Source organism: Pseudomonas sp. AC239 (assembly GCF_979258545.1).
Genome location: NZ_OZ409864.1, coordinates 4,355,766 through 4,381,534, shown reverse-complemented (window position 1 = coordinate 4,381,534; position 25,769 = coordinate 4,355,766). Strand labels below are relative to the sequence as shown.

Here is a 25,769-nt window from a genome sequence, read left to right as displayed (position 1 = left end):
CGATGAGCCTCATCTACCAAGATCCATGCATTTCCCGCGACGCGGCGATGACTCGCATTGCAAGTGGCGTCGCCGAAAATGTGGTAATGGGCTTAGTGTCGATTGGTATGAGCGAAGAAGATGCAGTGTGGGCTCAGGCGATCTGCTTCCAGCACCTCTCCAGCGAAACCGAGGCGATTGCTGCATCTGCCATCACCGCCCTGGGCCATATGGCTCGTCGGCATGGACTGGATACCGAAACCGTTTTGCCGGCGCTCGAAAACTTAAGGCGTCGGATGCCCTCGTTGCAGGGCATCATTGAGGACACAATTGACGATATTGAGATGTTCACCTGAGCATCCGAAGTTGCAAGCGTCTGGATGAGGGTGGCTTCATCCAGACGCACGTTCCTCAGACGTCAATCCTCCCGCGTCAAAACCTCCAACAACTCAATCTCAAACACGAGATTCGAATTCGGCGGAATCTTGCCCATGGTCCGCTCGCCGTACCCCAGATGCGCCGGTACCAGCAGTTTGCGTTTGCCGCCGACCTGCATGCCCATCAGCCCCTGATCCCAGCCTTTGATCACGCGCCCAGTGCCGATCACGCACTGAAACGGTTTGCCCCGGCTCCAGGACGAGTCGAATTCAGTGCCGTCTTCCAGCCAACCGGTGTATTGGGTGGTAATCAGCGCGCCCTTCACCGCGGCTTTGCCGTCGCCCGGTTGCAGGTCGATGATTTGCAGTTCGTCTGTCATGTCGTTGGCTCTGTTGAGATATTTGCAGGCGGCGTTTTTCGCAGAATCCGTTGCCGATGGCAATCCATGGAACCGAAAACACGCCTTACCGCTCACATGTGTATCGACATCGTATGACGACAAGGATGCTTTGATGACCGACTCTCGATTGCTGCGCAGTTTCATCCCGCCCTACATCCTCAACCGAATCATTGCTCACGGTTCGGAGCCGCAGCGCAGCGCCGCGATGCAGACGCTCAACCACGTGCGCAGTCTGCTGCCCAATCCCGGCCGCCCTTCGCAGCCGCCGGCGCGCGCGATTCTGCCGGAGGCGACCAAGCCTGGCCTGGCCCGGCGCAGCGTGCATGATGCGCAGAACAAAATGCTCTTGCCGGGCATGCCGGTGCGTCTCGAGGGCCAGCCGGCGTCGGGCGATCCGGCGGTCGATGAGGCTTACGATGCGCTGGGCGCCAGCTATGATTTCTTCTGGAAAGTGCTCGGTCGCGACTCGATCGACAATCAAGGTTTCGCGCTGATCGGCAGCGTGCATTACGGCCAGGGCTACGAGAACGCATTCTGGAACGGTGCGCAGATGGTCTTCGGTGACGGCGATGGCGAAATCTTCCAGCGCTTCACCCGCTCGCTCGACGTCATCGGCCATGAACTGGCCCACGGCGTCACCGAAAGCGAAGCCGGGCTGATTTATGCCAACCAGTCCGGCGCGTTGAACGAGTCGCTGTCAGACGTGTTCGGTGTCTTGACCAAGCAATACACCCTCGGTCAAACCGCCGAGCAGGCCGACTGGTTGATCGGCGCCGACCTGCTGATGCCTAAGATCCAGGGCAAGGGCCTGCGCTCGATGTCGCACCCCGGCACGGCGTATGACGACCCGCTGCTGGGCAAGGACCCGCAGCCGGACCATATGCGCAAGTTCGTCATCACCAGCGAAGACAATGGCGGCGTACACATCAACTCCGGCATTCCCAACCGCGCGTTTTACCTGGCAGCCCGAGCATTTGGCGGCTTTGCTTGGGAAAAAGCCGGACGCATCTGGTACGACACACTATGCGACAACCGCTTGAGCCAAGAGGCAACGTTCGACGCGTTTGCAAAATTGACCATCGACCACGCTGCTCAGCGCTTCGGCGCCGAAGCAGCCGGCTCAGTGCAGCAAGCCTGGGCACAGGTCGGCATCGAATAATCCGAGGAGACTGTATGAAAACGCTACCCGAGCTGGATGACGATTCCGTTTTGCGCGTATCTCGCCAGGGTGGCGTTGCAGCGATTCACAGCCTGAGCCGCCCGAGGGAAATCGAATTCGCGCAATGCGACATCAGTCAGCGTTCAAGAATCTGCTCGGTGCTTGAGGGGTGCCTGCCGCTGGACAGCAGCGAATCCGGACGTGGTGATCAACGCTTTTATCAGATTGAGGTGCGCTATCAGTCCGGGGAAATGGTGTTGAAGGTGCCGGAGGACCGTGCACCGGGGGAGCTGGTGCATTTGTGGGACAAGGGGGAGCTGCTCTGATTCATGCTGGCGGTTCTTCTGCGTCGACAACTGACGATGTGCGCGGGCCAAAGCCCGCGGTCTGGCCGAATACGACACCGTTGAACGTGTGCGTACAACACTCGCAGCTCGGCGTCATGTCCTGCGCCTTCAGTTTCGGATTGACCAGTTGCAGGAGATTTTGCTCGTCGACGTAAAGCCCGTTGAAATAACTGGACTCACCCAGTCGCACGACTTCTTCGCGATCCTTCTCATGGATGGCAACCATCCAGAACACCGGCGCTGATTGATCCAGTCGCGCCACAGCTTCGCTGAAAATGGCATCCCAAGAACCGCCAACCCGAGACAGCAGGAAGCGAAACAACGGCGTGTAATCTCGCCCGTATTGTTTGCCTGGGTGCATCGAACTTCGCATGCCTTCGTCACGGCTTGCAGCTTTGCTGTTGCGCTGATCGCGATAATGCGCAACTGATTCGTGGCGACGAACACCCCACGTTCGAGTATTCACTTTGCGGTAAAGCGGTTTCTTGTCCAATCCCTTGTTCCTCATCCAGACGTCCGCTGTTTTACCGGAACGGCGTTCGAATGCAATCAGCCATCCGTGGCCAATTGTAAAGCCGAGGCTATTTCTCGACCGGCTGCATCTCGACAATCGTGCCATTGGTGATCATCACCATCACGTACTTGTCATTGATCTGCACCCACTGCGCCTGCTCGATCGGTGCTTTCAGACCTTTGGCTTTCCAGTTCTTCAGCGCCTTGTCTTCGCGCTGGTACATTTCCGGCGCGCGGTCGTTGACCTTCAGCTGGCGATCGCTGGTCGGCGATTGCACAGAGGGGTCGCTGGAGGTTTGCGCCGCTTGAACAATGGGCGTGATCCCGGCAATGCCCGCAACAAGGGCCAGGCTGGCGATTAGGGTTTTGCTGTTCATCGGTGAACCTCTTTCAGATAGGTAGTACCTGAACTCCGACTGTGCGGCGCGGGAAACATTCCTTGTTTTTTGCCAGAGATGGACACTAGAGGGCTTCGTCCATCAGACCGCCATCGCTGGCCAGCCAGCTCCCACAGGGATTGGTGTTTCACCAAATTTTTTGACCGGAGCTCCGATCTCTGTAGGAGTGAGCCTGCTCGCGATAACCTTCGACTGGCAAACATCATTTTCGCCTGATACCGCTATCGCGAGGAGGCCCACTCCCACAGAAAAGCAAAGCAGCGAAGCCGCCCCACTCAACAATGTGCGTTAGCTCGAGTGCTTTTGATCCACGGGCGACGTCGGAAGGCTGAGTGGAGGGATTGATCCGGGCGTGGGAGCGCAGCGACCGTCTGGCGCAGCCAGACACAGCGCAAGGAGGTGCAGCGAAGCAAACCGGAGCCGCTGCGCCCGGATCGATCCCGCAGCGAAGGAACCCGAGCCTGCGAGGGCCAAACGCAGGAGCAAGCCTTTTCGGTTACCTTTTCGGCGTTTGGAAAAGGTGACTCGCCGTAAGGGCGAAACCCTAAGCAGCCGTTACCGCAGCAACGGATATGTACCCGGTCAACCAGAACAATTATCGCTCGACAAAAAGCCTTCGCGGGCACGCACGCTCCCACATATGCGCTAAGCACCAAAGCATTGATCCGCCTCGCGCATCAATCCATGCCAACAATGCAATTAACAGATTGTTACATCTGCGCCACCATCCACCTCAATAAAAACCGTGCGCCGCTTCTCCGTAGCGCACGTCATAAAAGCGGTGGAGTACTTTTCCTATGACAGCCTCAATCCCAACCAACGGCTCGCGGGCCGGTGCCATCTTCCGGGTGACCTCGGGCAACTTCCTCGAACAGTTCGACTTCTTTCTGTTCGGCTTCTACGCCACGCAGATCGCGGCGGTGTTCTTCCCGGCGAGCAGCGAGTTCGCCTCCCTGATGATGACGTTCGCGGTGTTTGGCGCAGGCTTCCTGATGCGTCCGCTCGGCGCCATTGTGCTCGGTGCATACATCGATGATGTCGGTCGTCGCAAAGGTCTGATCGTCACCCTGTCGATCATGGCCAGCGGCACGATATTGATTGTGCTGGTGCCCGGATACGAAACCATTGGCCTGTTCGCTCCGGCGCTGGTGCTGATCGGCCGGCTGCTGCAAGGCTTCTCGGCCGGTGCGGAACTGGGTGGTGTGTCGGTGTATCTGTCCGAGATCGCCACGCCGGGCCGCAAAGGCTTTTTCACCGCTTGGCAGTCGGCCAGTCAGCAAGTGGCGATCATCGTTGCTGCCGCGCTGGGCTACGGTCTGAACCAGTGGATGGAGCCGCAAGTCGTGGCCGCGTGGGGCTGGCGCATTCCGTTTTTCGTCGGCTGCATGATCGTCCCGTTCATCTTCTTCCTGCGTCGTAATCTGGCGGAAACCGAAGAGTTCGCCGCGCGCAAACACCGTCCGAGCATGCGCGAAGTGTTCCGCACCCTCGGCCAGAACTGGGGCGTGGTACTTGGCGGGATGCTGATGGTCGCGCTGACCACCACCGCGTTCTACCTGATCACCGTGTACGCGCCGACCTTCGGTAAAACCGTGCTGCACCTGAGCACTTCCGACGCGCTGCTGGTGACGCTGCTGGTGGGTGTTTCGAACTTCTTCTGGCTGCCGATTGGCGGTGCGTTGTCCGACCGTATCGGCCGTCGTCCGGTACTGATCGGCATGGCCTTGCTGGCGCTGGCCACGACTTATCCGGCGCTGTCGTTCCTGGTGCAGGCGCCGAGCTTCACCAACATGCTGCTGTCGCTGCTGTGGCTGTCGTTCATCTACGGCTTGTACAACGGCGCGATGATTCCGGCGCTGACCGAAATCATGCCGGTGGAAGTGCGCGTCGCCGGCTTCTCCCTGGCCTACAGCCTGGCCACGGCGATCTTCGGCGGTTTCACCCCGGCGATGTCGACTTTCCTGATCCAGTACACCGGCGACAAAGCCGCGCCAGGTTACTGGATGAGCATCGGTGCCCTGTGCGCGCTGTGCGCCACGCTTTATCTGTACCGCCGTGCCGGTGGTCGTCTGCAACCTGTCGCGGCCTGAGGAAAACTCGCCATGAAAAAACTCTTTACTGTCACTGCCCTGCTCGCCGGTCTCGCTTTCAACTTCGCGGCCCAGGCCGAAGAACTCAGCGTGATGACCTCGGGTGGCTTCACTGCCGCTTATAAGATCCTCGGGCCGAAATTCGCTGCCGCCACCGGTAACACCCTGACCACCAGCCTCGGCCCGTCGATGGGCAAGGCGCCGGAAGCAATTCCCAATCGTCTGGCGCGCGGTGAGCACGCCGACGTGGTGATCATGGTCGGCTACGCCCTCGATGAGCTGATCAAACAAGGCAAAGTCGACCCGGCCTCCCGCGTTGAACTGGCGGATTCGCGGATCGGCATGGTGGTGCGTGAGGGCGCGGCGAAACCGGACATCAGCAATGTCGATGGTCTGAAGAAAGCCCTGCTTGATGCGCAGTCGGTGGCCTACTCCGACAGCGCCAGCGGCGTGTACATCGAGCAGCAGCTGTTCAAGAAACTCGGCATCGAAGACCAGCTGAAACCGAAAGCGAAAATGATCGCCAGGATCCCGGTCGGCTCGGTGGTCGCCACTGGCGACTATCAGTTGGGCTTCCAGCAGGTCAGTGAATTGCTGCCGGTGCCGGGCGTGAGCTTCGTCGCGAAGATTCCGGAATCGGTACAGTCGGTGACGCGTTTCGCCGCTGGCATTCCGGTCAAGGCCGAGCATCCGCAAGAAGCCAAGGCCCTGCTCGCTTACCTCGCTGCACCGGCCGCTCAGGCTGACGTGCAGGCCACCGGGCTGGATTCGGTCAAGCGCTGAGCGTTGGCGGCTGGACGCGCATTTCTACGACCAGCCGCTCCAGTTCCAGTGCCGCCGGGGTCAACGTGCGATCCCGGCGCTTGATGATGCCGACACTGCGCATCACCTGCGGCTCAATCAGTGGCACCCGCGTCAGGATCGGATGATCCGGCCCAGGCATCGCCATCAACGGCACCGCCGCCACGCCCAAGCCCGCCTCCACCAGCCCGATCATCGTCGTCACATGCCGCGTCTCGCAGATGCTCTGCCGCTGCGGCACTACCCCGCCCAAGGCCTGATCAAGCAGAAAGCGATTGCCCGAAGTCTTGTCCAGCGCGATGTAATCCTGCTGATAGAACTCGTCCCAGCTGACGCTGCTGCGCCCGGCCAGCGGATGATCGCGACGACAGGCGACAACGTAGCACTCCTGCACAAGCGGTTCGAACTCGACTTTGGCATCCTGCGTGCCGAGAAAACTCAAACCGAAATCCGCCTCGCCATTGACCACCGCACTCAACACATCGTGGGCGCTGGAATCGAGGACTTTGACCTTGATCCGTGGAAACTGCTGGTGATAGCGCGCGACCACGCGGGGCATGAAGTAGTACGCCGCCGACGGCACGCAGGCGACGGTGACATGACCCAGACGCGTCGAGGCGACTTCGCTGATGCCGAGCAAGGCAATGTCGAGATCATCCAGCAAGCGCTCGACGCTGGGCATGAAGCCGCGCCCGGCCTGGGTCAGGCTGACCTTGCGCGTGGTGCGCTCGAACAGTTTCACGCCGAGGGCATCTTCGAGCTTTTCGATGCGCCGGCTCAGCGCCGGTTGCGACAGGCGCACGGTCTCGGCAGCCTTGCGAAAACTGCCCTGCTCGACCACCGCACGAAAGGCTTGCAGGTCGTTGAGGTCGAAGTTGATGGCCATGGCGTTTCCGGAAATTGATGCGCAGGGGTTATAAATGTAACCATTTGATGCAAATTATTACAGGCCTGAAAGAGCTGCCCTTGTGGGAGCGAGCCTGCTCGCGAATGCGGGGCATCAGTCAATGCATAGGTGACTGACCCACCGCATTCGCGAGCAGGCTCGCTCCCACATTGGATCTCGAATGGTCTGGAGACCGCGTAACCCTTATCCTTGTCGCCCCGCCGTACCCGTAGTCAGGAGTCGTTCCAATGCCCCATGAAGGCAATCTGTTGCAAGCCGCTGTCGTGTTTCTGTTCGCGGCGGTGCTCACCGTGCCTTTGGCCAAACGCCTGCAACTGGGCGCTGTGCTGGGTTATCTGTTTGCCGGGGTGATCATCGGCCCATCGGTGCTGGGACTGATCGGCAATCCGCAAAGCGTTGCGCATATTTCCGAACTCGGCGTGGTGTTGTTGCTGTTCATCATCGGCCTCGAGCTGTCGCCGCGGCGCTTGTGGGTGATGCGCAAATCGGTGTTCGGTGTCGGCCTGGCGCAGGTGCTGCTGACCGCGTCGGTGATCGGCGGGCTGGCGCTGTCGGTGTTCGGCCAGCCGCTGAACAGTGCGATCGTGCTGGGCCTCGGTCTGGCGCTCTCCTCTACAGCGTTTGGCCTGCAGAGCCTTGCCGAACGCAAGGAACTGACCAGCCCCCACGGGCGTCTCGCGTTTGCGATTCTGCTGTTCCAGGACATCGCCGCGATTCCATTGATCGCGCTGGTGCCGATGCTCGCCGGCGTCGATCACCACACCAGCACCGCCGATGATATTCGGCACAGCCTGCAGGTGCTCGGCGGCATTGCCGTGGTGGTGATCGGCGGGCGATATCTGCTGCGTCCGGTGTTCCGCGTGGTGGCAAAAACCGGTCTGCCCGAAGTGTCCACCGCCACCGCGTTGCTGGTGGTGATCGGCACGGCGTGGCTGATGGATCTGGTCGGCGTGTCGATGGCGTTGGGTGCGTTTCTCGCCGGCCTGCTGCTGGCGGATTCGGAATATCGCCATGAACTGGAAGCGCAGATCGAACCGTTCAAAGGCCTGCTGCTCGGGCTGTTTTTCATCAGCGTCGGCATGGGCGCCAATCTCAGCCTGTTGTTGAGCGCGCCGATCACCGTGTTGGGCCTGACCCTGCTGCTGATCGGCCTGAAATTGCCGCTGCTGTTCGTGGTCGGGCGCTTGGCGGGAGGATTGAACAAGATCAGCGCAATCCGCCTCGGCATCGTCCTCGCTGCCGGCGGTGAGTTTGCCTTCGTGGTATTCAAGATCGGTCGCGATCAAGGCCTGTTCGAGCCGCGACTGTACGACATGCTGGTGCTGACCATCACCCTGTCGATGGCGCTGACGCCGTTGCTGCTGTTGATCTGCGCACGGCTGGTCAGCCCGAAAGTGCAGCCGGTGGAAGTGCCGGAGAAATTCCGCGAAATCGACACCGAAGCGCCGCGCGTGGTGATTGCCGGCATGGGCCGTATGGGCCAGATCGTGGCGCGGATTCTGCGCGCGCAGAACATCAAGTTCGTTGCGCTGGACACCTCGGTGGAAACCATCGAACTGTCGCGCAGCTTCGGCGGTGTGCCGGTGTTCTATGGCGACCCGATGCGCCCGGAAATCCTTCACGCGGCAAAGGTTGGCGAAGCGGAGTATTTCGTCATTGCCACGGACGATCCGGAGACCAACATCAAGACTGCCGAAGTGGTGCGCAAGCTCTATCCGCACATGAAAATCATCGCCCGCGCGCGTAACCGTCAGCACGTGCATCGCCTGGTTGATGTGGGCGCGGAGGCGATTCGTGAGACCTATTATTCAAGTCTGGAAATGAGCCGGCGCACGTTGGTCGGCCTCGGGCTGACCCAGGCCCAGGCCGATGCGCGCATCAAACGTTTCAAGCATCACGACGAACAGGTGCTGGAGGCGCAACACGCCGTTTACGACGACGCCGCCAAAGTCCTGCAGACCGCCCAGGAAGCCCGGGCGGAACTGGCCAAGTTGTTTGAATCGGATCAACTGGAAGAGCAAGCGCGCGACAGCTGAAAATCCGGCGCTGCTCAAGCCGCCATCGCGGGCAAGCCCGCTCCCACATTGGTCGAGTCGAACCGATATTTCGTGTACGACATATAACCCTGTGGGAGCGGGCTTGCCCGCGAAGAGGCCGGCACATTCAACATCAATGCTGCCTGGGTCAGGCCAGTTCCAGCGCGGGCACTGGCTCGACGGCTGCAACTGCAAACCGATCCGCCAGAAACGGCGTGATATCCAGCGGCAGCGGCTCGTCATTCACCAGTTTGTCCAGCAACACCCCGGTAATCGCCGACGTCAGAATGCCGGTGCGGAAGTGCCCGCAAGCATTCAGATAACCCTCGACCCCGCGCATCGGCCCGAGGATCGGCAATTCATCCGGTGAGCCCGGACGCAGTCCCGCCCAAGTGCGTTTCAGATTGACGTCCACAAGCTCCGGCAGACAGCGCACCGCGCCCTGCACCAGCCCGGCGATTTCCGGGTAGGTGGTGGTGACGTCGAAGCCTTTGTCTTCGGTGGTGCTACCAATGAGGATTTCGCCGTTGTCCTTTTGCGCCACGTAGCAATCGCTGGTGGTCAGGCAGCCGTTGAGGATCTTCGGCATGCGCTCGGTCAGCAGGATCTGGCCTTTCACCGGTTTTACCGGAATGCGAATACCCGTCGCCCACTCGCTCAAATCCGCCGCCCAGGCGCCTGCGGCGTTGATCAGCGTCTTGCAGTGGAACACCCCCGCCTCCGCCGTCTGCACTCCCGTTACGCGAGTGCCGTGATGCAGCACGCCGGTGATGTTGGTGTTGACGAAGATGTCGACGCCGTTCTGCCGCGCGCCTTCCATGTAGGCATCCGCGAGGCGGAACGGGCTGACCTGATGATCACAAAGAAACTCCAGCGCCCCGCGAGCCTCATGACTGACACTCGGCTCCGCCGCGCGCAACGCCGCTTGATCGAGCCAGCGCACCTGATCGGCCAGATGCGGAATGCAGCCGACGATGTGCTCGGCATACAGCCGATCCTCGTCGTCATAAATCACGAATTTCAGCCCGGTTCTCTCGAACTTGCAATCCATGCCGTGGTTGTCTTTCAGCTCGCGGTGCAACGCCGGGTACAGCGCGTTGGACTGCAAGGCAAAATCGAAAAACGACTGCGGCAAAATGTGCGGCGTAGTGGCGTCCACCGCCACCGCTGCGCCTTGGGTTTCGCGCTTGCGATTGGCCGACATCATGCGAAAAAAGATCACCCCACAACCGAGGCCGACCGACTCGCCGATCGCCCACAAACCGCCAGCCGACGCGCGGGTCGCGTTGCCGGGGCGCTTGGCGTCGATCAGCGCCACCTTGAGGTCTTTGCGTTTTGACAATTGGTAAGCGCAGGACGCGCCGATCACGCCGCCACCGGCAATGACCACGTCGTAGAACTTACTCATGGGAAGCGGCCTCCGTGCCGAAGGACTGAAACGCGGAAAACGGCACTGGATCAATCGGAAAGCGCGGGCGCAGCCAGCCGACATCCTGACGTCCGGTGGCCTGGCGCAGGCGATCACTGCAATAACCGACGCACATCCGCCCCTGGCAATCGCCCATGCTCACGCGGGTGCGCATTTTCAGGCTGGCGATGTCTTGCACGCCCTGCTCCAGGGCCAAGTCGATGTCGGCGCGGGTCGCATGTTCGCAGCGGCAGATCACCGTGTCGGCTGCGGGCAAAGCAGTCTGGCCGACGCCGCGCTCGGTGTAGCGATCCACCGCTGCGCGGAAGCGCACGATGGCTCTGAGCTTGCTCGCGTAACGGTCGCGGCGAACGCGGGCCAGTCCGGCGTCGAGTACGCCACGTTGCAGCAGAATCGAAGTGGCGGCGATCTTGCCCGCCAGCATCGCCGCTTCACCACCACGAATCCCGCCCATGTCACCGGCCAGATGCACATGCGCCACGCTGCTTTGCTGCCAGATATTGGCGTGGGCTCGCAGGTAGCCATCGTCGCTGAAGCCGTGATCAAGACCCATCTGCTGACTCAATTGCGTGCGCGGAATAAAACCGTACCCCACCGCCAACGTCTGCGCTTCGAAGCGTTCGACCCGCGACAGATCCGCCTCCCACGTCGACGAATACGGCGCGACGCTGACGCTCTTCAATTCGCCCTCGCCGTGGGCTTCGACCACCCCCCAACCGTAGTTCATCGGGATGCCGTGCAACTTGAGGTAAGCGAGCATGCTCAAGCCGTCGAGGAACAGCTGCGGTTTGTTCAATAGCGCCAGACTCTCGCGGGCGATCTTGCCGAACGCGCAAGCCTCGTAGACACCGGCGACGCGCACGCCAGCGGCATGCAATTGGGTCGCGACCAGCGGCAGCAGCGGCCCGGTACCGGCGATGATCACCGGCCCTTGCGGCTTGACCACGCCACTCTTGATCTGCAGTTGCAGGCCGCCGAGCAGGATGACTCCCGGCAATGTCCAGCCGGGAAACGGCACGCTGCGTTCATGACAACCGGCGGCCAGCAGCAGTTGCGGATAAGCGATCTCGTGCAGTTGCTCATCACCGTCGAGCACCACCACTGCGCGGGTGCCTTCGGCGCCGACCACGCGATGGTTGAGGCGAACGTCGATCAGCCCTGACTGCTGCTGAAATTCACCATGCAGTTTGTCCAGTGCTTCGGAATAGCGCGGCCCGAGATAATCCAGTTGCACGCCATCACGCAACGGCCCGCGATAGACCACCCCGCCGAGGCGCGAGGCCTCTTCGAGCAAGGTGCTGCGCACGCCGTGGCGCGCCAGTTCGATGGCCGCCGCCATCCCCGCCGGCCCGCCGCCGACGATCAACGGTTGCAGGCTCATACGACCTCCTGCGCGACGACGCGGTTGACCTGAGTCTCAATCTGCATGCCGTCGCGCACCACGGTCTGGCAGGCCCGGCGTTTGTGGCGACCGTTGATTTTCACCAGACAGCACTGGCACACGCCCATGCCGCAATAGGCGCCGCTGATCTGATCGTGGTCGTTGCGTGCGATCTGGCGCACGCCGAGGGACTGGATGACGCTGAGGACAGTTTCGCCAATGGCGGCGCTGACCGCTTGGCCGTTGATGTGCACGGTCATGTCCGCCTGCACCAAGGGCTGGATATCGAAGGTTCTTTCTAGGCAGTTCATTACGGTGTTCGTCCGTGAAGATTCAGTTGAGGTTGTGACAGCTCCTTGCTGCACTACGCCTCGTCGACGCTTTTTTGCTGTGTTGTCAACGTCGACGCGGATACTTCGTCAGCGCAACAAGGTGCGCGAGAAGCACTGTAGCTCATACCTCAGCAAAGGCCTGGGTCATTTACGGTAGGCGACATCGCCACGCGAAATATTGATCCAGGCCAGTGAAAATGGCGGGATGGTAACGATTAGTTGGAGAAGACGAACTGGCCTTTGATTTTCTTTGCGCCGAAGAAACCGAGGTCGGGGAACAGCAGGTTCTTCAACCACGCGACGTAGAAAATCATCGCCAGCGTGATTGCCACGCCGATCACCGTACCGGTCGGGTCATCTCCGTATTCCTTGAACATGCGCGGCACCTGGCTGATCGAGAGCACCACGTACACCGTGTAAGCGTGAGCTGCGTTGCGATAAAAACCCCAGGCAAAGAGCAAAGGCACGCCACCTGCAAACAAACCAAGTCCGATGGCAAAACCAGTGCTGATAGTCAGCCCGAGGAAATAGCCGCCCACCAGACCGATCAGCGCCTGAACATAGATCAGTCCGAGAAGGATTTTGATCTTGCCGGCGTGTCGTTCAATCAAATCCGGATCGGGGCGTGAGCCGATCAGGTAGGCCAGCGCCTTGTCTTTCAGCGCACCACCGGAGAATGCCTGGAAAGTCTCGGTTTTCGAGCGACCGGCATCGAGCATTTCGCCGACCTGGCGTTTGGTTTCCTTCTTGTCCAACTGAATCATCCTTAAAGTGATAAAGCGGAACGCCCGCTTTGCGCAGGGATTTTCGCTTTTGGCACCGCAGAAAGCAAAAAGCCGCTTTTACCCGAAGGTAAAAGCGGCAGAGGCATCCTGCCTCAGAGGGATCAGTGCACGAACAGGGCGATCAGGATGATGATCGGGATCGGTACGCCGAGGAAGAACAGCAGTAATGAGCGCATGGTGACTCTCCTTTTTAACGGACCGGAGTGGTAGTGGTGTAGGTATCGACTTCAACGTACTCGACCGCATCGCGACGACGACCGCCGAAGGTAGCTGCGAGGCTGGCGAAGAACGCACCGGCCAACAGCGCTACAAACATCCACAGCGAGGTGTAGGCAGCGACTTTGGCGGCGGTGTCGGCAGCTTGCTGGGCTTTCAGTTTGGCGTCAGCGATGGCTTTCTGGGTGTTGGCGTAGATCTCGTCGACACGGCGTTCGGCATCGGCCTGGCTCAGGTTGGTGCGTTGCGACACCAGTTGCGCGAGGTAGGTACGGTCTTCTGCGCTGAGCTGACCGTTGGCCAGGCTCTGGGCAAAGATGCGGGTCACGGTGCCGCGTGCGGCATCATCGCTGACAGCAGCAGGACGATCATCGCGAAACAGGCTGTCGACGAAGTAACCGTACTGATCGCTGTCAGTGTTGGCAGCAGCCGAGCCGGCGGCCTGGCTCATCGCACCGGCAGCACCGCCAACGACGTTGGCACCGGCCTGCACGCCGCCACTGACGACGCTGCTGACCGAACCGACGACCAGCACAGCGGTGACCAAAGTGGCGACACACCAAGCGAGGAAACCATGGGCGGTGTCGCGGAAATACACTTCGTCACCGTGCATGTTGGCCCACTTCACACGCAGACGGCCGGCAATGTAGCCGCCCATACCGGAAGCAATAATCTGCGTCACAGCCAGCCAGACAATCGTCGAAATGCCCAGGCCCTTGGCGCTGACGCCCTCTCCGGCCCACGGTGAAACAGCCGAAAAGCCCAGGCCGAAACCGAGCAATACCAGAATCATCGACAGTGCAGCGGCAGCCGCAGCACCGGCGAAGATCGCGCCCCAGGACACGCCTGAAACACTGCTCGACTCTTCCACGGCAGAATAATAGCCATCAGGGGATCTATTCATTGTTGTGCTGCTCCAGGCATGAAAAATGGTGTTACAACTCGTCATGTGAGGAATTGCAGTGAGCGTGCCAGATACGTATTTTTTATAAATCCTTAATTTTCAATAAGTTATAAAACTTGAACTTCCTCAGACCGTGCAAGTTGCAACAAAACGCTAACGACTGCGGGTTTTCTGCATTAACTACAAAGGGGCAAATCCGATCAGTTCTGATTTCTGTGGGCGACGAAGATGAAAGTTAATTTAAAGCGTCACGGTAATTTCTTGGCAAAATGCTGCCATTCCGTTTGAACCGATCAGCAGGCCTGCCTATGACTCGTATCTTGACCATCGAAGACGACGCCGTGACCGCGCGGGAAATCGTTGCCGAACTGAGCAGCCACGGGCTGGACGTCGACTGGGTCGACAATGGCCGCGAAGGCCTCGACCGCGCCGTCAGCGGCAACTACGACCTGATCACCCTCGACCGCATGCTGCCCGAGCTGGATGGTCTGGCGATTGTCACCACGCTGCGCACCATGGGCGTGGCGACGCCAATTCTGATGATCAGCGCCCTCTCCGATGTCGATGAGCGCGTGCGCGGTTTGCGCGCCGGTGGCGATGACTACCTGACCAAGCCGTTCGCTACCGATGAAATGGCCGCGCGGGTTGAAGTGTTGCTACGCCGGCAGAACAGCGTTGCCACCCAGGCCACGACGCTAAAAGTCGCCGACCTGGAACTGGACCTGATCAGCCACGAAGCCCGCCGCGCCGAACAGGTGCTGACGCTGTTGCCGACTGAATACAAGCTGCTCGAGTTTCTGATGCGCAACAGCGGCCAGATTCTCTCGCGGATGATGATTTTCGAAGAGGTCTGGGGTTATCACTTCGACCCAGGCACCAACCTGATCGACGTGCACATCGGCCGACTGCGCAAGAAGATCGACGCAGCCGGCAACGTTCCGCTGATCCGCACGGTACGGGGCTCCGGCTATGTCATTGCCGAACCCGTCTGACGGCTGGCGCTCCTCCAGCAGCCGCCTGCTGGCGCTGTACAGTTCGCTGTTCGTGGCGTGGAGCGCGATCCTCATGGGGGTCATGTACTACGAGGTGTCCGGCTACCTCGACAAACTCGCCAAACATTCGTTGATGCAACGTCAGCACCTGTTTTCGCACTTTCGCGGCGAGCAACTGGAGGACGCCCTCGCCGCCAGCATGACCTTCGATATCCGCGGCATCGATGCCTACGGTCTATTCAGCGCGGACGGCGTTTACCTGGGCGGTGCACTCCAGCAAATCCCCGAAGGGCTGCCGCTGGATGGCAAGATCCACATGCTCGCCGAATGCGCCGATTCCGACGATCCGACCCTGCCGAGCGACAGCTGCGATGCGGTGGCCACGCAAACCCGCGACGGACGCTGGCTGGTGCTGCTGCGTGACAATGGCTCGCTGTTTGCGGTCACCCGGATCATTTTGCACGCGCTGTTCTGGGGCGTGTCGCTGACGATTATTCCCGGGATCGCCGGTTGGCATCTGTTGCGGCGTCGACCGTTGCAGCGCATTCGCGCGATCCAGAATAGCGCCCAGGCTATCGTCGCCGGCGACCTGACGCACCGCTTGCCGTTGTCCAATCGCCGCGATGAACTGGACATGCTCGCCGCGATCGTCAACGCCATGCTCGAGCGCATCGAACGTTTGATGAACGAGGTCAAAGGCGTCTGCGACAACATCGCCCACGATTTGCGCACTCCCCTGACCCGCTTGCGCGCGCAGTTGTATCGCATGCAGCAACAGGCCGGCGAAGGTTCGCAGCAAGCAGCGCAACTGGACTTGGTCCTGGCCGAAGCGGACACCTTGATGGCGCGCTTTCGCGGGTTGCTGCGGATTTCCGAACTGGAAGATCGTCAGCGCCGTTCAGGTTTCGTCGAACTCGACCCGGCGCAGTTGCTGGAAGAATTGCACGAGTTCTATCTGCCACTGGCCGAAGAAGGCGACCTGCGCTTTCAGCTAAACATGCCGGAAACACTGCCGCCGCTCAATGGCGACCGGGCGTTGCTGTTCGAAGCGCTGGCGAATCTGCTGAGCAACTCGATCAAATTCACCCCGCCCGGCGGCACGGTGATGTTGCGTGGAGTCAATGCGGGTGGGCAGACGCGGATCGAGGTTCACGATTCAGGGCCGGGGATTCCCGAGGCTGAACGAGAGGCGGTGTTCCAGCGCTTTTATCGCACTGAGGGTGGCCAGCCGCAGAGTGGCTTTGGCTTGGGATTGTCGATTGTCGCGGCGATCGTCAGCCTGCACGGCTTCAGCCTTGAGGTCGGCAGCAGTGATCTGGGCGGGGCGAAACTGGTGCTGGATTGTCGGCAGAGTTTGATCAGCCAGGCCTGACGTCTCGCGCCGATCGTTCCCACGCTCCGCGTGGGAATGCCTCAAGGGACGCTCCGCGTTCCGGCCTTCGAAATGGGACGCAGAGCGTCCCGGGCTGCATTCCCACGCGGAGCGTGGGAACGATCTGCGTCTCAGGTCGGGCAATTCGCCCGCAAGGCTTCGAGACCGCCCTGGTAGATGCCGTTGAACAACGCCACCACTTCCTCATCGCTCACACCCACCGCGTTGAAGCGTCCCGACCACGTCACCCGCGCGCCCTGCCCTTGGGCCTCGACCTTGATCGTCGCCAGGTAATCGCTGGCCGGGAACGGTGCCTGTTCGATCGAATAGCTGTAGGTTCTGGCCGCGTGATCGAAGGTCTGCAGACGTTCGATAATCACCCCGCCGTCAGCGGATTGCAGAGTGCGCACGCGCCCGCCTTCGCTCAGTTCACTGTTGGTAATCAACGGCAGCCACTCCGGCAGCGTGTTGAAGCCGCCGATCAATTGCCAGACCTGATCGGCCGAGGCCGGGATGTCGATGGTTGCAGATGCTGTTGGCATAAAACCTCTCTTTCGGAAAATTCAGATTGTCAGGCTGTCGACCACACCGCCATCGACGCGCAACGCGGCGCCCGTGGTCGCCGAGGACAGCGGTGAAGCAATGTACGTGACCAGATGCGCCACCTCCGACACATCCGCCACGCGCTGGATGATCGAGGTCGGGCGGGCCTTGCGCACAAAGGCGTCGGCTTCGTCGCGCAGGTCGCGTCCGGACTCGGCGGCTGCGTCTCTGAGCATGTCTTGCAGACCATCGGTGAAGGTCGGCCCCGGCAGGATCGCATTGACTGTGACCCCGGTGCCAGCCAGACGCTTGGCCAAGCCGTGGGACACCGCGAGGTTGGCGCTTTTGGTCACGCCGTAATTGAGCATGTCCGCCGGCGTCGCGACCCCGGATTCGGACGACAGGAAGATCACCCGGCCCCAACCCTGCTCAACCATCGCCGGCACATAATGCCGCGCCAGGCGCACGCCGGAAATCACGTTGACCTCATAGAAGCGTGTCCACTCGCTGTCGGGGGTTTCGAAGAAATCGACGTCGTTGAAGATGCCCAGGTTGTTCACCAGAATGTCTGCGCGCGGCTCGGCAGCGAAGAGCTTTTCCGCGCCCTCGGCCGTCCCGAGATCGGCGGTCAGACCACGCAACTGCGCGCTGGGCACGGCTTGGCGAATGCTCGCCAGCGCCTGTTCGACCTTGGCCGTGTCACGACCGATCACCACCACCGTCGCCCCGGCCTCGGCCAGCGACTGGCTGATGCCCAGGCCGATACCGGCGGTGCTGCCGCTGACGATGGCCAATTTCCCACTCAGATCAATCTTCATGCGTTTACCTCATCGATTGGCAAGGGCTCGCGCCGGACGGCCGATGCCTGTGCGGACTCGACCATGGCGGCGATTTCAGAAGCATGGATCAGCGTAGTTGCGATGTTGCATCTGCGAGAGAGCTGCCGACCGTTGACGTGGTTGAGCAACATCTTCTGATGCAGATCAGATTTGCGTCAGACGAAGCAAACCATCAGCGCCGACCCTGACGCTGATCGCATCGTAACTGGCCAACGTCGCATGCGCTGTTTCGATCGGATGCTGGTGCGTGGTGGTGATGATCATCAACGCCGCACCCGCCGCCTCCGCAGCCTGAATGCCAACCGCGGCATCTTCAAAAATCAGACAATCCGCCGGTTCAACGCCAAGCTTTTTCGCCGCCAAAAGATAACCCGAAGGATCAGGCTTGCCGGCCTCCACATCTTCCGCCGTGATCATCACCGCTGGTTCGGGAATCCCCGCCGCCGCCATCCGGCGCAGGGCCAGGTCACGCGGCGCCGACGTCACCATCGCCCAACGATTTTTCGGCAGAGCGTTGAGAAACGCCGCCGCAGCCGGGATCTCGACGATGCCTTCAACGTCTTCGATTTCGGCAGCGGTGATAAACGCCGCTTGTTCCTCGGCATCCACGCCCGGAAGATTCAGGCGGATGATGGTGTCGATCGCCCGCGCGCCATGGATGGTCGGCAAAAATGTTTCGACATCAACGCCATGGCGCACCGCCCACGCTGACCAGATGCGCTCGGCGGCGGCGATGGAGTTGAGGACGGTGCCGTCCATATCGAACAGGAACGCGGCGAATGCGCGATCAAAAACCGATGCTTGTGCAGACAAGAGAACAAATCCTCTGACAGATGGCCGGGGCAGACAGGCCCGGCAATGTAGCACTTGTCAGTGCAGCTGCGGGGCCTTGGATTTGAACGCACTTTCCACACAATCGAGCAACTGACCGATCGCCCAGGGCTTCTTGATGAACGCCACCGAGTGCTTGACCCCAGAGGTCTCGGGCGTTTCATAGCCGGACATGACCATCACCGGTTTGTCCGGCCAGCGATCGCCGAACAGGTTGGCCAGATCGGCGCCGTTAAGCGTGCCGGGCATGGTGATGTCGGTCAGCAACAGCGCTACATCCGCTGCGTGTTTTTCCAGATACAAGGATGCGGCGTCGGCGCTGGTTTGCGGTTCGACCTTGAACCCTTCCTCCTGGAGAATTTCGCAAAGGAACTCCAGAATCAACGGATCGTCCTCGACAACCAGAATCAACCCGTCAGGAAGGTGCGCGCTCGACGTAGGTGTAGGGCACATGAACAGCACTCCCCCGAATTACATTTTCGAATAGCGGTTTTGAATCCGCTGCTTAACAGGTATGAGCAGCGCGCCCTGCAGAAATTCACTTTTGATACAGGAGATTTCGCCAAGGTGTTGTTTTTCGGGCTGCAGCTTCCGTCCAAAATGCTCATTTGTGGTTAAAATGCGCGCCCTTTGTCCGGCCGATCCTGATCCATGAACCCTGAAGCTCTCGCCACCCTCCACGCCCATTTGCTGCCCGCACTGGGGGCGGCACACTGCGAAACCCGCCGGCTGTTCCACGGGCGCGGGCGTTGCTGGCCGGGACTCGAGCAGTTGACCGTGGACTGGTTGCAGGGCGTGGTGCTGGTGTCGTTGTTCAAGGAACCGGCGCCTGAGCAACTGCAGGATCTGCGAGATTTACTGCTGCACCTTGCCGCCTCGCCGGAATGGCAGCAGTCCGGTGCGCACACTTTGCTGATACAGCATCGTTACCTGCCGCAGAGCACGGCCGAATGGCTGATCGGCGAGGAAATCGAGGAAATGACCATCGTCGAGGGTGGCTTGCAGTACCGCGTCGACTTGGGCCGCAAGCAGAACACCGGGCTGTTTCTCGACATGCGTTTCGGGCGCAACTGGGTGCGCGAACAAGCGGCGGGCAAACGCGTATTGAACCTGTTCGCCTACACCTGCGGTTTTTCCGTGGCGGCAATCGAGGGCGGCGCCAGCCATGTGGTCAATCTCGACATGTCCCGCGCAGCGCTGAGCCGTGGTCGCGACAATCATCGTTTGAACGGCCATGACTTGGGCAAGGTCAGCTTCCTCGGTCACGACCTGTTCAAATCCTGGGGCAAAGTGATCAACAGCGGCCCGTACGATCTGGTAATCATCGACCCGCCGTCGTTTCAGAAAGGCAGTTTTTTGCTGACCAAGGACTATCAACGCGTGTTGCGCCGCTTGCCGGAACTGCTGACCGCGCAAGGCACGGTGCTGGCGTGCATGAACGATCCCTCGTTCGGTTCGGACTTTCTCATTGATGGCGTGACCCAGGAAGCGCCGAGCCTGCGTTTCGATCACCGGCTGGACAATCCGCCGGAATTTCCGGATGTCGACCCGGAAAGCGGCCTGAAAGCCCTGGTTTTTCAGCGCAACACCTGACACATCAAATTCCCCTGTAGGAGTGAGCCTGCTCGCGATAGCGGTGTGTCAGTCAGCAAATGGTTAACTGACACACCGCTATCGCGAGCAGGCTCACTCCTACAGGGGGGCTCAGCTTTCAGCGCGAACCGCGCGCCACGCCGCTTGTGCGAGCACCTCGCGATAATCCGTCGGACTGCCTTTGACCCGCCCCGCCAGCCAGGCTCGGCAATAACTGTCCGCCTGCCCGATGATCAGTGATGGCAGCAGCTCGGCAGGCAAATTCTGCAGCTCGGCAGCACGCCCCGATTCCGCAAGCCATTGGCGCAGACGCAGATTGCGCGTCTTGTTGCGCTCGGCCAGCTCTTCCTTGAACGGGCCTTTGGTCACGGCGAACCGCGCGTGATACTGAAAACGCGCCCACTGCGGCTGTTGCTCGACCCAGTCGACATAGCTGAAGACCAGCGCCTGCACGCCTGCTTCGGTGCTATCGGCCGCGTCGAGATACGCATCACGCAAACGCCCCTGATCCTCCAGCGCGGTGAAAAACAGCGCCGCGACCAATCCTTCCTTGTTGCCGAAATGGTGGTAAATCGCGCCGACGCTGGTGTCGCATTCGGCGCGAATCATCTCGATGGTGGTCGCCTCGATTCCCTGCTCGTTGAACAGCTTCAAGGCCTTGCGAAAGATGTCGCGTTTGAGCTCGGCGCGGCGGCCGGGGTAGCTGCGTTCCAATAGATCGACGGTGTCCATGCTGCTTGAGGTCCGAAAAAGGTTTGAACAAGGCGAAGTTTGCCCGTGGAAATTGCGCCTAGGTTGACAGATTTGCGGTGAACAGAATACCGTTCCGTTACAGAACATTATTCTGTAACGGAACATCATTCTGCTAAACCACCAAATCGTGAGGCTTCCATGAGTCAATCTCTCAGCATGTTCAACAGCGTCGGTCCGGACGCTTTCAGCAAGATGGCCTGCCAGTTCGCCCCGTATTTCAGCAGCATCAACCCACTGATCAGCGAATTGCGCCCGAACGCCGCCACCGTTCAAGTGCCGTTTCGCAAGGAGATCACCAATCACCTCGGTACAGTGCACGCCATCGCAATGTGCAACGCGGCGGAACTGGCCGGCGGGATGATGACCGACGTCTCCATCCCGGCCGGCGCGCGCTGGATTCCGAGAGGCATGACCGTGGAATACCTGGCCAAAGCGAAAACCGACGTCACCGCCGTGGCCAGCGCTGAAGGCGTGGATTGGCAGAGCGATGGCGACAAGGTGGTCAATGTCGACATTCATGATACCGAGGGCAAAAAAGTCTTCACCGCACGCATCACCATGAACGTCAAACTGGGTTGAAATTGCACGCACAAAAAAGCCCTTGCTGCGCAATGCGCAGCAAGGGCTTTTGATTGGCCGGGTCAGTGCAAGGTCAGGCGCTGACGGACAAATTCTTCGACGTGACGGCTGGTCTGATCCAGATGACGGTCGCGTTGTTTTTCCGCATCGAGCATCGCGCGCTTGCCGTTCTTCTGCAGCAGGTAGGTATGAATCTGCTGCACTTCCAGCGAGCGGTAGATCGGCGTGGTATCGATAAAGCCGCGCAAGCCGTTGCTGCGGTAATGCCGCGTGCTCATCAGCACCTGAGTCTCGCGCTGGCCGATCACTTCAAAACCCAACGCTTCGAAGTACGGCACCTTGCCAATGCTGCAGGCCAGTTCCGCATGCGGATAGCGTCCAACCATGTCCGCGAGCATCGCCCGCGCCACACCCTGACGCCGATGCCCTTCGCGCACCGCCATGTAGGCGACGCTGCACGCCTCCCAATCGCCCTGCACCGGCAGGTACAGCAGAAAGCCGATGACCTGTTCCGGATCTTCATTGTCAGTGGCCACCAGCAATTCCACCTCGGTGCCTTTCTGACCATTCAGCGCCTCGAGGTACAGATGCACCTCGTAACCGACCGCGTACTGATAAACGTTGTACAGCAGATTGCTCGGGCCAAGTCCCACCGCACTGATGTCGGTCAGGTAGTCGACGACCATTTGCAGGATCTGACTGTTGACGCTCTCGGGGCATGGGGAGGTGTAGTGGGTGATGCGTGGCATGGACAAACTCCGGCAGTAAATAACGTTGCCGATGATCAGAGCCGTCGACGAACCGCGACATCATACCGCGCCGCGGTAGACCACCGTTTAAAGATCCGCTGTCGAAGGCCGATGTAACGATCACCTTTCATTTCACTACCAAGGACCGGGCCATGTATTACCCGCGCGAAGCCGCAAAAGATCATCTTTACAACCGAATCGTCATGCTCACTGTCGCCTGCTGCGTGGTCTTGCTCCTCGCCGGGATGGCGCGCCATCAAGGCATTCTGTATGCGCTGTTGAATTTCAATGGCGCGCAAACCAACGGCACTGTCACGCAGTTGGAAGAGATCCTCATGAACAAGAACGGCAAGATCATTCACTATCGCTATGCCGACGAGCAGGGTCAGCTTCATGAAGGTGATTTTGTCGACGAACGCTACGCCGAACACACCCAGTACGAAGTCAATGGACCGATTGCGCTATTGGTCTCGCCCTGGATGCCGGAAAAAAGCGCCATCGCCAGCCAGCTGCAAAGCTATCGCGCAGGTTTTTACATCATGGCCGGCGGCGTATCGCTCGCCCTGCTGTTCCTGCTGGTTTCCGGCCGGACGTTCTGGCAGATTCAGGCGATGAAGGAACAGGACCGGTACTACTGAACAGTCACTGTTGCGGCGCCACTACTCTGAATTTGATGTTGATGTCTCTGGACACCACGCTGTCAGCCCACTCCCCTGCGCCGAGGCCGAACGCCTCACGGTTGAGCACCAGCTCACCGTCGAAGATGCCGATGGCGTTGTCCGGTTTCAACTGCACCGGCACCTCGACCTCTCGAGTGATGCCCTTGAGTGTGAGCTGCCCGGCGATCTGGTAACGGTGTTCGGCCACCTGGGTGAAACGGCTGGATTCGAACACCGCGAGCGGGAATTTCTCGGTGTCGAACCAGGCCGGTTTTACCAGCTCTGCGTTGGCGTCTTCGCTGCCAGCATCAATGCTGCCGAGATCGATATGCAAAGTCGTACGGGCGTCGGCAAGGTTGTCGGTGTCGAAGTCCAGCGTTGCCTCGAACTTGCCGAAGGTGCCATACATTCGCGAGCCCATCTGCTGGTAGGTGAAGCTGATCTGGCTGGCACTGGTGTTGACGCGAGTGTATTCGGCGGCTTGAGCGACGGTCGAGGCATACAGGTACAACGCGGTAACCAGCAGCAATCGCATCGACATGGAATTCTCCGGGCGGCGCGTGCCGTCGAGGGCCTTGGTTCACTTAAGCAAACAACCCGCCGTCACGCCAGCACCTATATCAAGCGCTCGATCTTCTGGTGCTTCCAGACCAGTTTGTAATAGAGCGTCTGCAGTATCAGCATTCCCAGATAGGCAATCGGAAAAGCCATCCAGACGCCCTGCAAACCGAAGTGCCCGTCCAGCCAATACGCCGCAGGCAACTGCACGCCGACCACGCAGATAATCGAAATGACCACCGGCACCAGCACCGTGCCACTGGCGCGCATGATCCCGCCGATGATGGCCTGAAAGCCAAATACCAGCAGGCTCCAGAGCATGATGTGCAAGAGGTGCTCGGCCATGGCCCGGGTCGAGTCCTCGGTCAGGAACAAGCCCAGCAGCCAGTGCGACAGAAGATAACCCAGCACAATCAAGCCCCCGGTCAGGCACACGTTGATCAACAACCCGGTGCGCAGGATTGGACCCATTCGTTGCAGATGTCCGGCGCCAATCGCCTGTGCCCCGAGAATCGATGCGGTGATCGCAATCGACAGCGCCGGGAATTGCACGTAATTGACGATCTGCGTCACCGCGCCATAGGCCGCTGTTGCCTGAGAACCGTGCTGGTTGACCAGTGCCAGAATCACCAGCTCCGACAGCGACAGCACGATCATCTGCACTCCGGTCGGCAGGCCGATACGCAAAACCTTGCCGAGTATCACCCGGTCCAGTCGCAATGCGGCAAAGAACTCCCGGTCCGGCGCCAGCGGATGGCCCTTGCGGATCAGCCGCCAGGCCAGCCACGCCATTGCCGACAGATTCCCCGCCAGCCCGGCATAGGCCGCGCTCTGAATGCCCAATGGTGGCAAACCGAGCCAGCCGCGAATCAACGCCGGCGTCAGTGCCAGCCCCACCGCGGTGGAGACGATCAGCGCCAGCAACGGTGACAGCGTATCGCTGACCCCGCGCAGCAACTGGGTGAACAGCACGAAGACCAGCAGTGACGGCAGAATCCACAACATGACGTGGGCATAGTCCACCGCATCGTCGAGCACATCCGCCGGCGTGCCCAGCCCCGTCAGCGCCTGGCGCGCAAACACGGTACCGAGCACTGCGGCAACCAGGCCGATCAGCATACCCAGCAGCAACGTCGCTCCGGCAATCGCTTTGACCATGTGCGTTTCCCGCGCGCCCCACGCCTGACCGATCAACACGCCGGCACCCGCGCCAAGACCGATGACCAGGGCGATGAAAAAGAACACCACGGGAAACATGCCGGACACTGCCGCCAGCGCCTGAGTGCCGAGCATTTGACCGATGTAGATGCTGTTGACTGTCCCGGACATCGATTGCAGGAAGTTCGACAGCACCATCGGCGCGAGAAACAATAGATAGGTTTGCCAGAGCGGCTTGGCGAAGGTGGCGCTTTGCATTGAATGGAGGTCCATCTCGACGGCGGCAGGCCTGATTGACGATAGCTTCGGTGAGTTGCGTGCACGGTGCAATCAACATTTCCAATCGGCGTTGATTGTCAGTTTTGCATTTGTGTAAATGCCAGGCATCGCTTTGTGTCAGTGTTCGGCTGTGGTAAATCAGCGATTCTCTCGACACGTACTATTGAGGCTAGGTTCATGCGTAACGTTGCAAATTTTCTGCTCGGCTCCCTTTTCGTGCTGTTCGCGACCTGCGCTCAGGCAGCCGCACCTGCAGCGGCCCCTGATTCATTGAAACCGTTATTGGTCACGCTCAATGAACGCCTGAACATCGGTGATCTGGTTGCGCTGACCAAATGGGACAGCGGCAAACCGATCCAGGACAGCCCGCGTGAGGCGCAGGTGATTGCCAATGCGCGAACCCTGGCAGACGAAAACAAACTCGATCCGGATGACGTCGAACAGTTGATCGCCGCGCAAATGGAGGCCAACAAACTGGTGCAATACGGTCTGCTCGCACAATGGCAGGCGGCAGGTGCGGCACCGGATACACCGCGCCCGGACCTGGCGAAACAGATACGCCCGCGTCTGGATGAACTGCAAAAGCGCCTGTTACAACAGTACGCCGAGTTCTCCCACTATCGGCAAGACCCGAATTGCCCGTCATGGCTGACCACAGTCCGCAGCGGTCTGGCCGCCGATGCGCTGCATGATCTGGCGCTGATTCGTGCCAGCGGCGAGTTATGCATCCGGGCAAAACCGCTCTGAAGCGAGGGTATCGGCAATACATCATCGGCGTCGATGTTCACCATCACGTCAATGAAGTTCTC

At 60.1% G+C, this 25,769-nt stretch carries 29 protein-coding genes; 12 read left to right on the top strand and 17 right to left on the bottom strand.

Annotated features, from left to right (window positions below; translation table 11 throughout):
• Window positions 1–2 precede the first annotated feature (2 nt).
• Entirely contained in the window at window positions 3–335 is a 333-nt protein-coding gene (locus ACZ0AZ_RS20080) for a hypothetical protein (RefSeq protein WP_463537979.1), read from the top strand.
• Between the two features lie 62 nt (window positions 336–397).
• Here the strand turns inward: ACZ0AZ_RS20080 and ACZ0AZ_RS20075 are convergent, their stop codons facing one another.
• Window positions 398–736: an FKBP-type peptidyl-prolyl cis-trans isomerase gene (locus ACZ0AZ_RS20075; RefSeq protein ID WP_041477007.1), complete on the bottom strand. Its 339-nt coding sequence runs from the start codon at window positions 734–736 to the stop codon at window positions 398–400.
• A gap of 133 nt (window positions 737–869) precedes the next feature.
• Between ACZ0AZ_RS20075 and ACZ0AZ_RS20070 the strand changes: the two genes are divergently transcribed.
• On the top strand, window positions 870–1,916 hold the full coding sequence (locus ACZ0AZ_RS20070; RefSeq protein ID WP_039762235.1) for a M4 family metallopeptidase: 1,047 nt from the start codon (window positions 870–872) through the stop codon (window positions 1,914–1,916).
• A gap of 14 nt (window positions 1,917–1,930) precedes the next feature.
• On the top strand, window positions 1,931–2,242 hold the full coding sequence (locus tag ACZ0AZ_RS20065; RefSeq protein WP_039762237.1) for a protealysin inhibitor emfourin: 312 nt from the start codon (window positions 1,931–1,933) through the stop codon (window positions 2,240–2,242).
• Window position 2,243: 1 nt separating this feature from the next.
• Here ACZ0AZ_RS20065 and ACZ0AZ_RS20060 read toward each other — a convergent pair whose 3' ends face one another.
• On the bottom strand, window positions 2,244–2,756 hold the full coding sequence (locus tag ACZ0AZ_RS20060; RefSeq protein ID WP_052269133.1) for a hypothetical protein: 513 nt from the start codon (window positions 2,754–2,756) through the stop codon (window positions 2,244–2,246).
• An 88-nt stretch (window positions 2,757–2,844) separates the two neighbouring features.
• Window positions 2,845–3,153 (bottom strand): RcnB family protein, encoded by a 309-nt coding sequence (locus tag ACZ0AZ_RS20055; protein WP_039762238.1) that lies wholly within the window; start codon window positions 3,151–3,153, stop codon window positions 2,845–2,847.
• Window positions 3,154–3,971: 818 nt separating this feature from the next.
• Between ACZ0AZ_RS20055 and tcuC the strand changes: the two genes are divergently transcribed.
• Window positions 3,972–5,264: a tricarballylate/proton symporter TcuC gene (gene tcuC / locus ACZ0AZ_RS20050; protein WP_463537978.1), complete on the top strand. Its 1,293-nt coding sequence runs from the start codon at window positions 3,972–3,974 to the stop codon at window positions 5,262–5,264.
• Between the two features lie 12 nt (window positions 5,265–5,276).
• Window positions 5,277–6,047: a substrate-binding domain-containing protein gene (locus ACZ0AZ_RS20045; protein ID WP_039762240.1), complete on the top strand. Its 771-nt coding sequence runs from the start codon at window positions 5,277–5,279 to the stop codon at window positions 6,045–6,047.
• Here the strand turns inward: ACZ0AZ_RS20045 and ACZ0AZ_RS20040 are convergent.
• A complete protein-coding gene (locus ACZ0AZ_RS20040) occupies window positions 6,037–6,951 on the bottom strand; it encodes a LysR family transcriptional regulator (protein ID WP_129998422.1) in 915 nt (304 codons plus the stop codon). The genes ACZ0AZ_RS20045 and ACZ0AZ_RS20040 overlap by 11 nt on opposite strands.
• A 248-nt stretch (window positions 6,952–7,199) precedes the next feature.
• Between ACZ0AZ_RS20040 and ACZ0AZ_RS20035 the strand changes: the two genes are divergently transcribed.
• The gene (locus tag ACZ0AZ_RS20035; protein ID WP_463537977.1) at window positions 7,200–9,008 is read left to right on the top strand and encodes a monovalent cation:proton antiporter-2 (CPA2) family protein; all 1,809 of its coding nucleotides are present in this window, start codon (window positions 7,200–7,202) and stop codon (window positions 9,006–9,008) included.
• 148 nt (window positions 9,009–9,156) lie between these two features.
• On the opposite strand, the gene hcnC is transcribed toward ACZ0AZ_RS20035, so the two are convergent.
• The 5 genes from hcnC to ACZ0AZ_RS20010 all read right to left on the bottom strand — a co-directional run bounded on the left by hcnC (window position 9,157) and on the right by ACZ0AZ_RS20010 (window position 14,055).
• Window positions 9,157–10,416: a cyanide-forming glycine dehydrogenase subunit HcnC gene (gene hcnC / locus ACZ0AZ_RS20030; protein ID WP_463537976.1), complete on the bottom strand. Its 1,260-nt coding sequence runs from the start codon at window positions 10,414–10,416 to the stop codon at window positions 9,157–9,159.
• Window positions 10,409–11,818: a cyanide-forming glycine dehydrogenase subunit HcnB gene (gene hcnB, locus ACZ0AZ_RS20025; protein WP_463537975.1), complete on the bottom strand. Its 1,410-nt coding sequence runs from the start codon at window positions 11,816–11,818 to the stop codon at window positions 10,409–10,411. The genes hcnC and hcnB overlap by 8 nt, the downstream gene beginning before the upstream one ends.
• Window positions 11,815–12,129, bottom strand: coding sequence for a (2Fe-2S)-binding protein (locus ACZ0AZ_RS20020; RefSeq protein ID WP_133336715.1), 315 nt, complete (start codon window positions 12,127–12,129; stop codon window positions 11,815–11,817). The genes hcnB and ACZ0AZ_RS20020 overlap by 4 nt, the downstream gene beginning before the upstream one ends.
• Window positions 12,130–12,365: 236 nt before the next feature.
• On the bottom strand, window positions 12,366–12,914 hold the full coding sequence (locus ACZ0AZ_RS20015) for a hypothetical protein (protein ID WP_346654679.1): 549 nt from the start codon (window positions 12,912–12,914) through the stop codon (window positions 12,366–12,368).
• A 211-nt stretch (window positions 12,915–13,125) separates the two neighbouring features.
• A complete protein-coding gene (locus ACZ0AZ_RS20010; protein ID WP_039762248.1) occupies window positions 13,126–14,055 on the bottom strand; it encodes a hypothetical protein in 930 nt (309 codons plus the stop codon).
• A 308-nt stretch (window positions 14,056–14,363) separates the two neighbouring features.
• On the opposite strand from ACZ0AZ_RS20010, the gene ACZ0AZ_RS20005 reads away from it, so the two are divergent.
• Both ACZ0AZ_RS20005 and ACZ0AZ_RS20000 read left to right on the top strand, forming a co-directional pair.
• A complete protein-coding gene (locus ACZ0AZ_RS20005) occupies window positions 14,364–15,047 on the top strand; it encodes a response regulator transcription factor (RefSeq protein WP_056788996.1) in 684 nt (227 codons plus the stop codon).
• Window positions 15,025–16,419 carry a sensor histidine kinase gene (locus ACZ0AZ_RS20000; RefSeq protein ID WP_039762252.1) on the top strand — a complete coding sequence of 465 codons (1,395 nt, stop codon included), beginning with the start codon at window positions 15,025–15,027 and terminating at the stop codon, window positions 16,417–16,419. The genes ACZ0AZ_RS20005 and ACZ0AZ_RS20000 overlap by 23 nt, the downstream gene beginning before the upstream one ends.
• A 131-nt stretch (window positions 16,420–16,550) precedes the next feature.
• Here ACZ0AZ_RS20000 and ACZ0AZ_RS19995 read toward each other — a convergent pair whose 3' ends face one another.
• From ACZ0AZ_RS19995 to ACZ0AZ_RS19980, 4 genes are all read right to left on the bottom strand, one after another.
• Window positions 16,551–16,961: an SRPBCC family protein gene (locus ACZ0AZ_RS19995; protein ID WP_463537974.1), complete on the bottom strand. Its 411-nt coding sequence runs from the start codon at window positions 16,959–16,961 to the stop codon at window positions 16,551–16,553.
• Between the two features lie 21 nt (window positions 16,962–16,982).
• Window positions 16,983–17,780 (bottom strand): SDR family NAD(P)-dependent oxidoreductase, encoded by a 798-nt coding sequence (locus ACZ0AZ_RS19990; RefSeq protein ID WP_041477026.1) that lies wholly within the window; start codon window positions 17,778–17,780, stop codon window positions 16,983–16,985.
• A 165-nt stretch (window positions 17,781–17,945) separates the two neighbouring features.
• Entirely contained in the window at window positions 17,946–18,614 is a 669-nt protein-coding gene (locus ACZ0AZ_RS19985; RefSeq protein ID WP_463537973.1) for an HAD-IA family hydrolase, read from the bottom strand.
• Between the two features lie 57 nt (window positions 18,615–18,671).
• A complete protein-coding gene (locus ACZ0AZ_RS19980; protein ID WP_039762256.1) occupies window positions 18,672–19,085 on the bottom strand; it encodes a response regulator in 414 nt (137 codons plus the stop codon).
• A gap of 198 nt (window positions 19,086–19,283) precedes the next feature.
• Here ACZ0AZ_RS19980 and ACZ0AZ_RS19975 point away from each other — a divergent pair, with 198 nt between their 5' ends.
• Window positions 19,284–20,225 (top strand): class I SAM-dependent methyltransferase, encoded by a 942-nt coding sequence (locus ACZ0AZ_RS19975; RefSeq protein ID WP_463537972.1) that lies wholly within the window; start codon window positions 19,284–19,286, stop codon window positions 20,223–20,225.
• A gap of 111 nt (window positions 20,226–20,336) precedes the next feature.
• Here ACZ0AZ_RS19975 and ACZ0AZ_RS19970 read toward each other — a convergent pair whose 3' ends face one another.
• Window positions 20,337–20,957: a TetR/AcrR family transcriptional regulator gene (locus tag ACZ0AZ_RS19970; RefSeq protein ID WP_463537971.1), complete on the bottom strand. Its 621-nt coding sequence runs from the start codon at window positions 20,955–20,957 to the stop codon at window positions 20,337–20,339.
• Window positions 20,958–21,116: 159 nt separating this feature from the next.
• Between ACZ0AZ_RS19970 and ACZ0AZ_RS19965 the strand changes: the two genes are divergently transcribed.
• Complete coding sequence (locus ACZ0AZ_RS19965; protein WP_039762259.1) at window positions 21,117–21,557, top strand: hotdog fold domain-containing protein; 441 nt, start codon at window positions 21,117–21,119, stop codon at window positions 21,555–21,557.
• Between the two features lie 62 nt (window positions 21,558–21,619).
• Here the strand turns inward: ACZ0AZ_RS19965 and ACZ0AZ_RS19960 are convergent, their stop codons facing one another.
• On the bottom strand, window positions 21,620–22,306 hold the full coding sequence (locus ACZ0AZ_RS19960) for a GNAT family N-acetyltransferase (protein WP_039762261.1): 687 nt from the start codon (window positions 22,304–22,306) through the stop codon (window positions 21,620–21,622).
• A 152-nt stretch (window positions 22,307–22,458) separates the two neighbouring features.
• Between ACZ0AZ_RS19960 and ACZ0AZ_RS19955 the strand changes: the two genes are divergently transcribed.
• On the top strand, window positions 22,459–22,944 hold the full coding sequence (locus ACZ0AZ_RS19955) for a DUF3592 domain-containing protein (protein ID WP_039762262.1): 486 nt from the start codon (window positions 22,459–22,461) through the stop codon (window positions 22,942–22,944).
• A 4-nt stretch (window positions 22,945–22,948) separates the two neighbouring features.
• Here the strand turns inward: ACZ0AZ_RS19955 and ACZ0AZ_RS19950 are convergent, their stop codons facing one another.
• Both ACZ0AZ_RS19950 and ACZ0AZ_RS19945 read right to left on the bottom strand, forming a co-directional pair.
• Window positions 22,949–23,506, bottom strand: a complete 558-nt coding sequence (locus ACZ0AZ_RS19950; RefSeq protein ID WP_129998411.1) for a YceI family protein — start codon at window positions 23,504–23,506, stop codon at window positions 22,949–22,951.
• Window positions 23,507–23,580: 74 nt separating this feature from the next.
• Complete coding sequence (locus tag ACZ0AZ_RS19945; protein ID WP_129998410.1) at window positions 23,581–24,939, bottom strand: MATE family efflux transporter; 1,359 nt, start codon at window positions 24,937–24,939, stop codon at window positions 23,581–23,583.
• A gap of 198 nt (window positions 24,940–25,137) precedes the next feature.
• On the opposite strand from ACZ0AZ_RS19945, the gene ACZ0AZ_RS19940 reads away from it, so the two are divergent.
• A complete protein-coding gene (locus tag ACZ0AZ_RS19940; protein ID WP_310409179.1) occupies window positions 25,138–25,707 on the top strand; it encodes a chorismate mutase in 570 nt (189 codons plus the stop codon).
• Window positions 25,708–25,769: the final 62 nt, after the last annotated feature.

What these genes read in the sequence shown, in the direction of transcription:
- ACZ0AZ_RS20080 (WP_463537979.1), top strand. Translation starts at nt 3, where the DNA reads ATGAGCCTCATCTACCAAGATCCATGCATTTCCCGCGACGCGGCGATG.
- ACZ0AZ_RS20075 (WP_041477007.1), bottom strand. Translation starts at nt 736, where the DNA reads ATGACAGACGAACTGCAAATCATCGACCTGCAACCGGGCGACGGCAAA.
- ACZ0AZ_RS20070 (WP_039762235.1), top strand. Translation starts at nt 870, where the DNA reads ATGACCGACTCTCGATTGCTGCGCAGTTTCATCCCGCCCTACATCCTC.
- ACZ0AZ_RS20065 (WP_039762237.1), top strand. Translation starts at nt 1,931, where the DNA reads ATGAAAACGCTACCCGAGCTGGATGACGATTCCGTTTTGCGCGTATCT.
- ACZ0AZ_RS20055 (WP_039762238.1), bottom strand. Translation starts at nt 3,153, where the DNA reads ATGAACAGCAAAACCCTAATCGCCAGCCTGGCCCTTGTTGCGGGCATT.
- tcuC (WP_463537978.1), top strand. Translation starts at nt 3,972, where the DNA reads ATGACAGCCTCAATCCCAACCAACGGCTCGCGGGCCGGTGCCATCTTC.
- ACZ0AZ_RS20045 (WP_039762240.1), top strand. Translation starts at nt 5,277, where the DNA reads ATGAAAAAACTCTTTACTGTCACTGCCCTGCTCGCCGGTCTCGCTTTC.
- ACZ0AZ_RS20040 (WP_129998422.1), bottom strand. Translation starts at nt 6,951, where the DNA reads ATGGCCATCAACTTCGACCTCAACGACCTGCAAGCCTTTCGTGCGGTG.
- ACZ0AZ_RS20035 (WP_463537977.1), top strand. Translation starts at nt 7,200, where the DNA reads ATGCCCCATGAAGGCAATCTGTTGCAAGCCGCTGTCGTGTTTCTGTTC.
- hcnC (WP_463537976.1), bottom strand. Translation starts at nt 10,416, where the DNA reads ATGAGTAAGTTCTACGACGTGGTCATTGCCGGTGGCGGCGTGATCGGC.
- hcnB (WP_463537975.1), bottom strand. Translation starts at nt 11,818, where the DNA reads ATGAGCCTGCAACCGTTGATCGTCGGCGGCGGGCCGGCGGGGATGGCG.
- ACZ0AZ_RS20020 (WP_133336715.1), bottom strand. Translation starts at nt 12,129, where the DNA reads ATGAACTGCCTAGAAAGAACCTTCGATATCCAGCCCTTGGTGCAGGCG.
- ACZ0AZ_RS20015 (WP_346654679.1), bottom strand. Translation starts at nt 12,914, where the DNA reads ATGATTCAGTTGGACAAGAAGGAAACCAAACGCCAGGTCGGCGAAATG.
- ACZ0AZ_RS20010 (WP_039762248.1), bottom strand. Translation starts at nt 14,055, where the DNA reads ATGAATAGATCCCCTGATGGCTATTATTCTGCCGTGGAAGAGTCGAGC.
- ACZ0AZ_RS20005 (WP_056788996.1), top strand. Translation starts at nt 14,364, where the DNA reads ATGACTCGTATCTTGACCATCGAAGACGACGCCGTGACCGCGCGGGAA.
- ACZ0AZ_RS20000 (WP_039762252.1), top strand. Translation starts at nt 15,025, where the DNA reads ATGTCATTGCCGAACCCGTCTGACGGCTGGCGCTCCTCCAGCAGCCGC.
- ACZ0AZ_RS19995 (WP_463537974.1), bottom strand. Translation starts at nt 16,961, where the DNA reads ATGCCAACAGCATCTGCAACCATCGACATCCCGGCCTCGGCCGATCAG.
- ACZ0AZ_RS19990 (WP_041477026.1), bottom strand. Translation starts at nt 17,780, where the DNA reads ATGAAGATTGATCTGAGTGGGAAATTGGCCATCGTCAGCGGCAGCACC.
- ACZ0AZ_RS19980 (WP_039762256.1), bottom strand. Translation starts at nt 19,085, where the DNA reads ATGTGCCCTACACCTACGTCGAGCGCGCACCTTCCTGACGGGTTGATT.
- ACZ0AZ_RS19975 (WP_463537972.1), top strand. Translation starts at nt 19,284, where the DNA reads ATGAACCCTGAAGCTCTCGCCACCCTCCACGCCCATTTGCTGCCCGCA.
- ACZ0AZ_RS19970 (WP_463537971.1), bottom strand. Translation starts at nt 20,957, where the DNA reads ATGGACACCGTCGATCTATTGGAACGCAGCTACCCCGGCCGCCGCGCC.
- ACZ0AZ_RS19965 (WP_039762259.1), top strand. Translation starts at nt 21,117, where the DNA reads ATGAGTCAATCTCTCAGCATGTTCAACAGCGTCGGTCCGGACGCTTTC.
- ACZ0AZ_RS19960 (WP_039762261.1), bottom strand. Translation starts at nt 22,306, where the DNA reads ATGCCACGCATCACCCACTACACCTCCCCATGCCCCGAGAGCGTCAAC.
- ACZ0AZ_RS19955 (WP_039762262.1), top strand. Translation starts at nt 22,459, where the DNA reads ATGTATTACCCGCGCGAAGCCGCAAAAGATCATCTTTACAACCGAATC.
- ACZ0AZ_RS19950 (WP_129998411.1), bottom strand. Translation starts at nt 23,506, where the DNA reads ATGTCGATGCGATTGCTGCTGGTTACCGCGTTGTACCTGTATGCCTCG.
- ACZ0AZ_RS19945 (WP_129998410.1), bottom strand. Translation starts at nt 24,939, where the DNA reads ATGCAAAGCGCCACCTTCGCCAAGCCGCTCTGGCAAACCTATCTATTG.
- ACZ0AZ_RS19940 (WP_310409179.1), top strand. Translation starts at nt 25,138, where the DNA reads ATGCGTAACGTTGCAAATTTTCTGCTCGGCTCCCTTTTCGTGCTGTTC.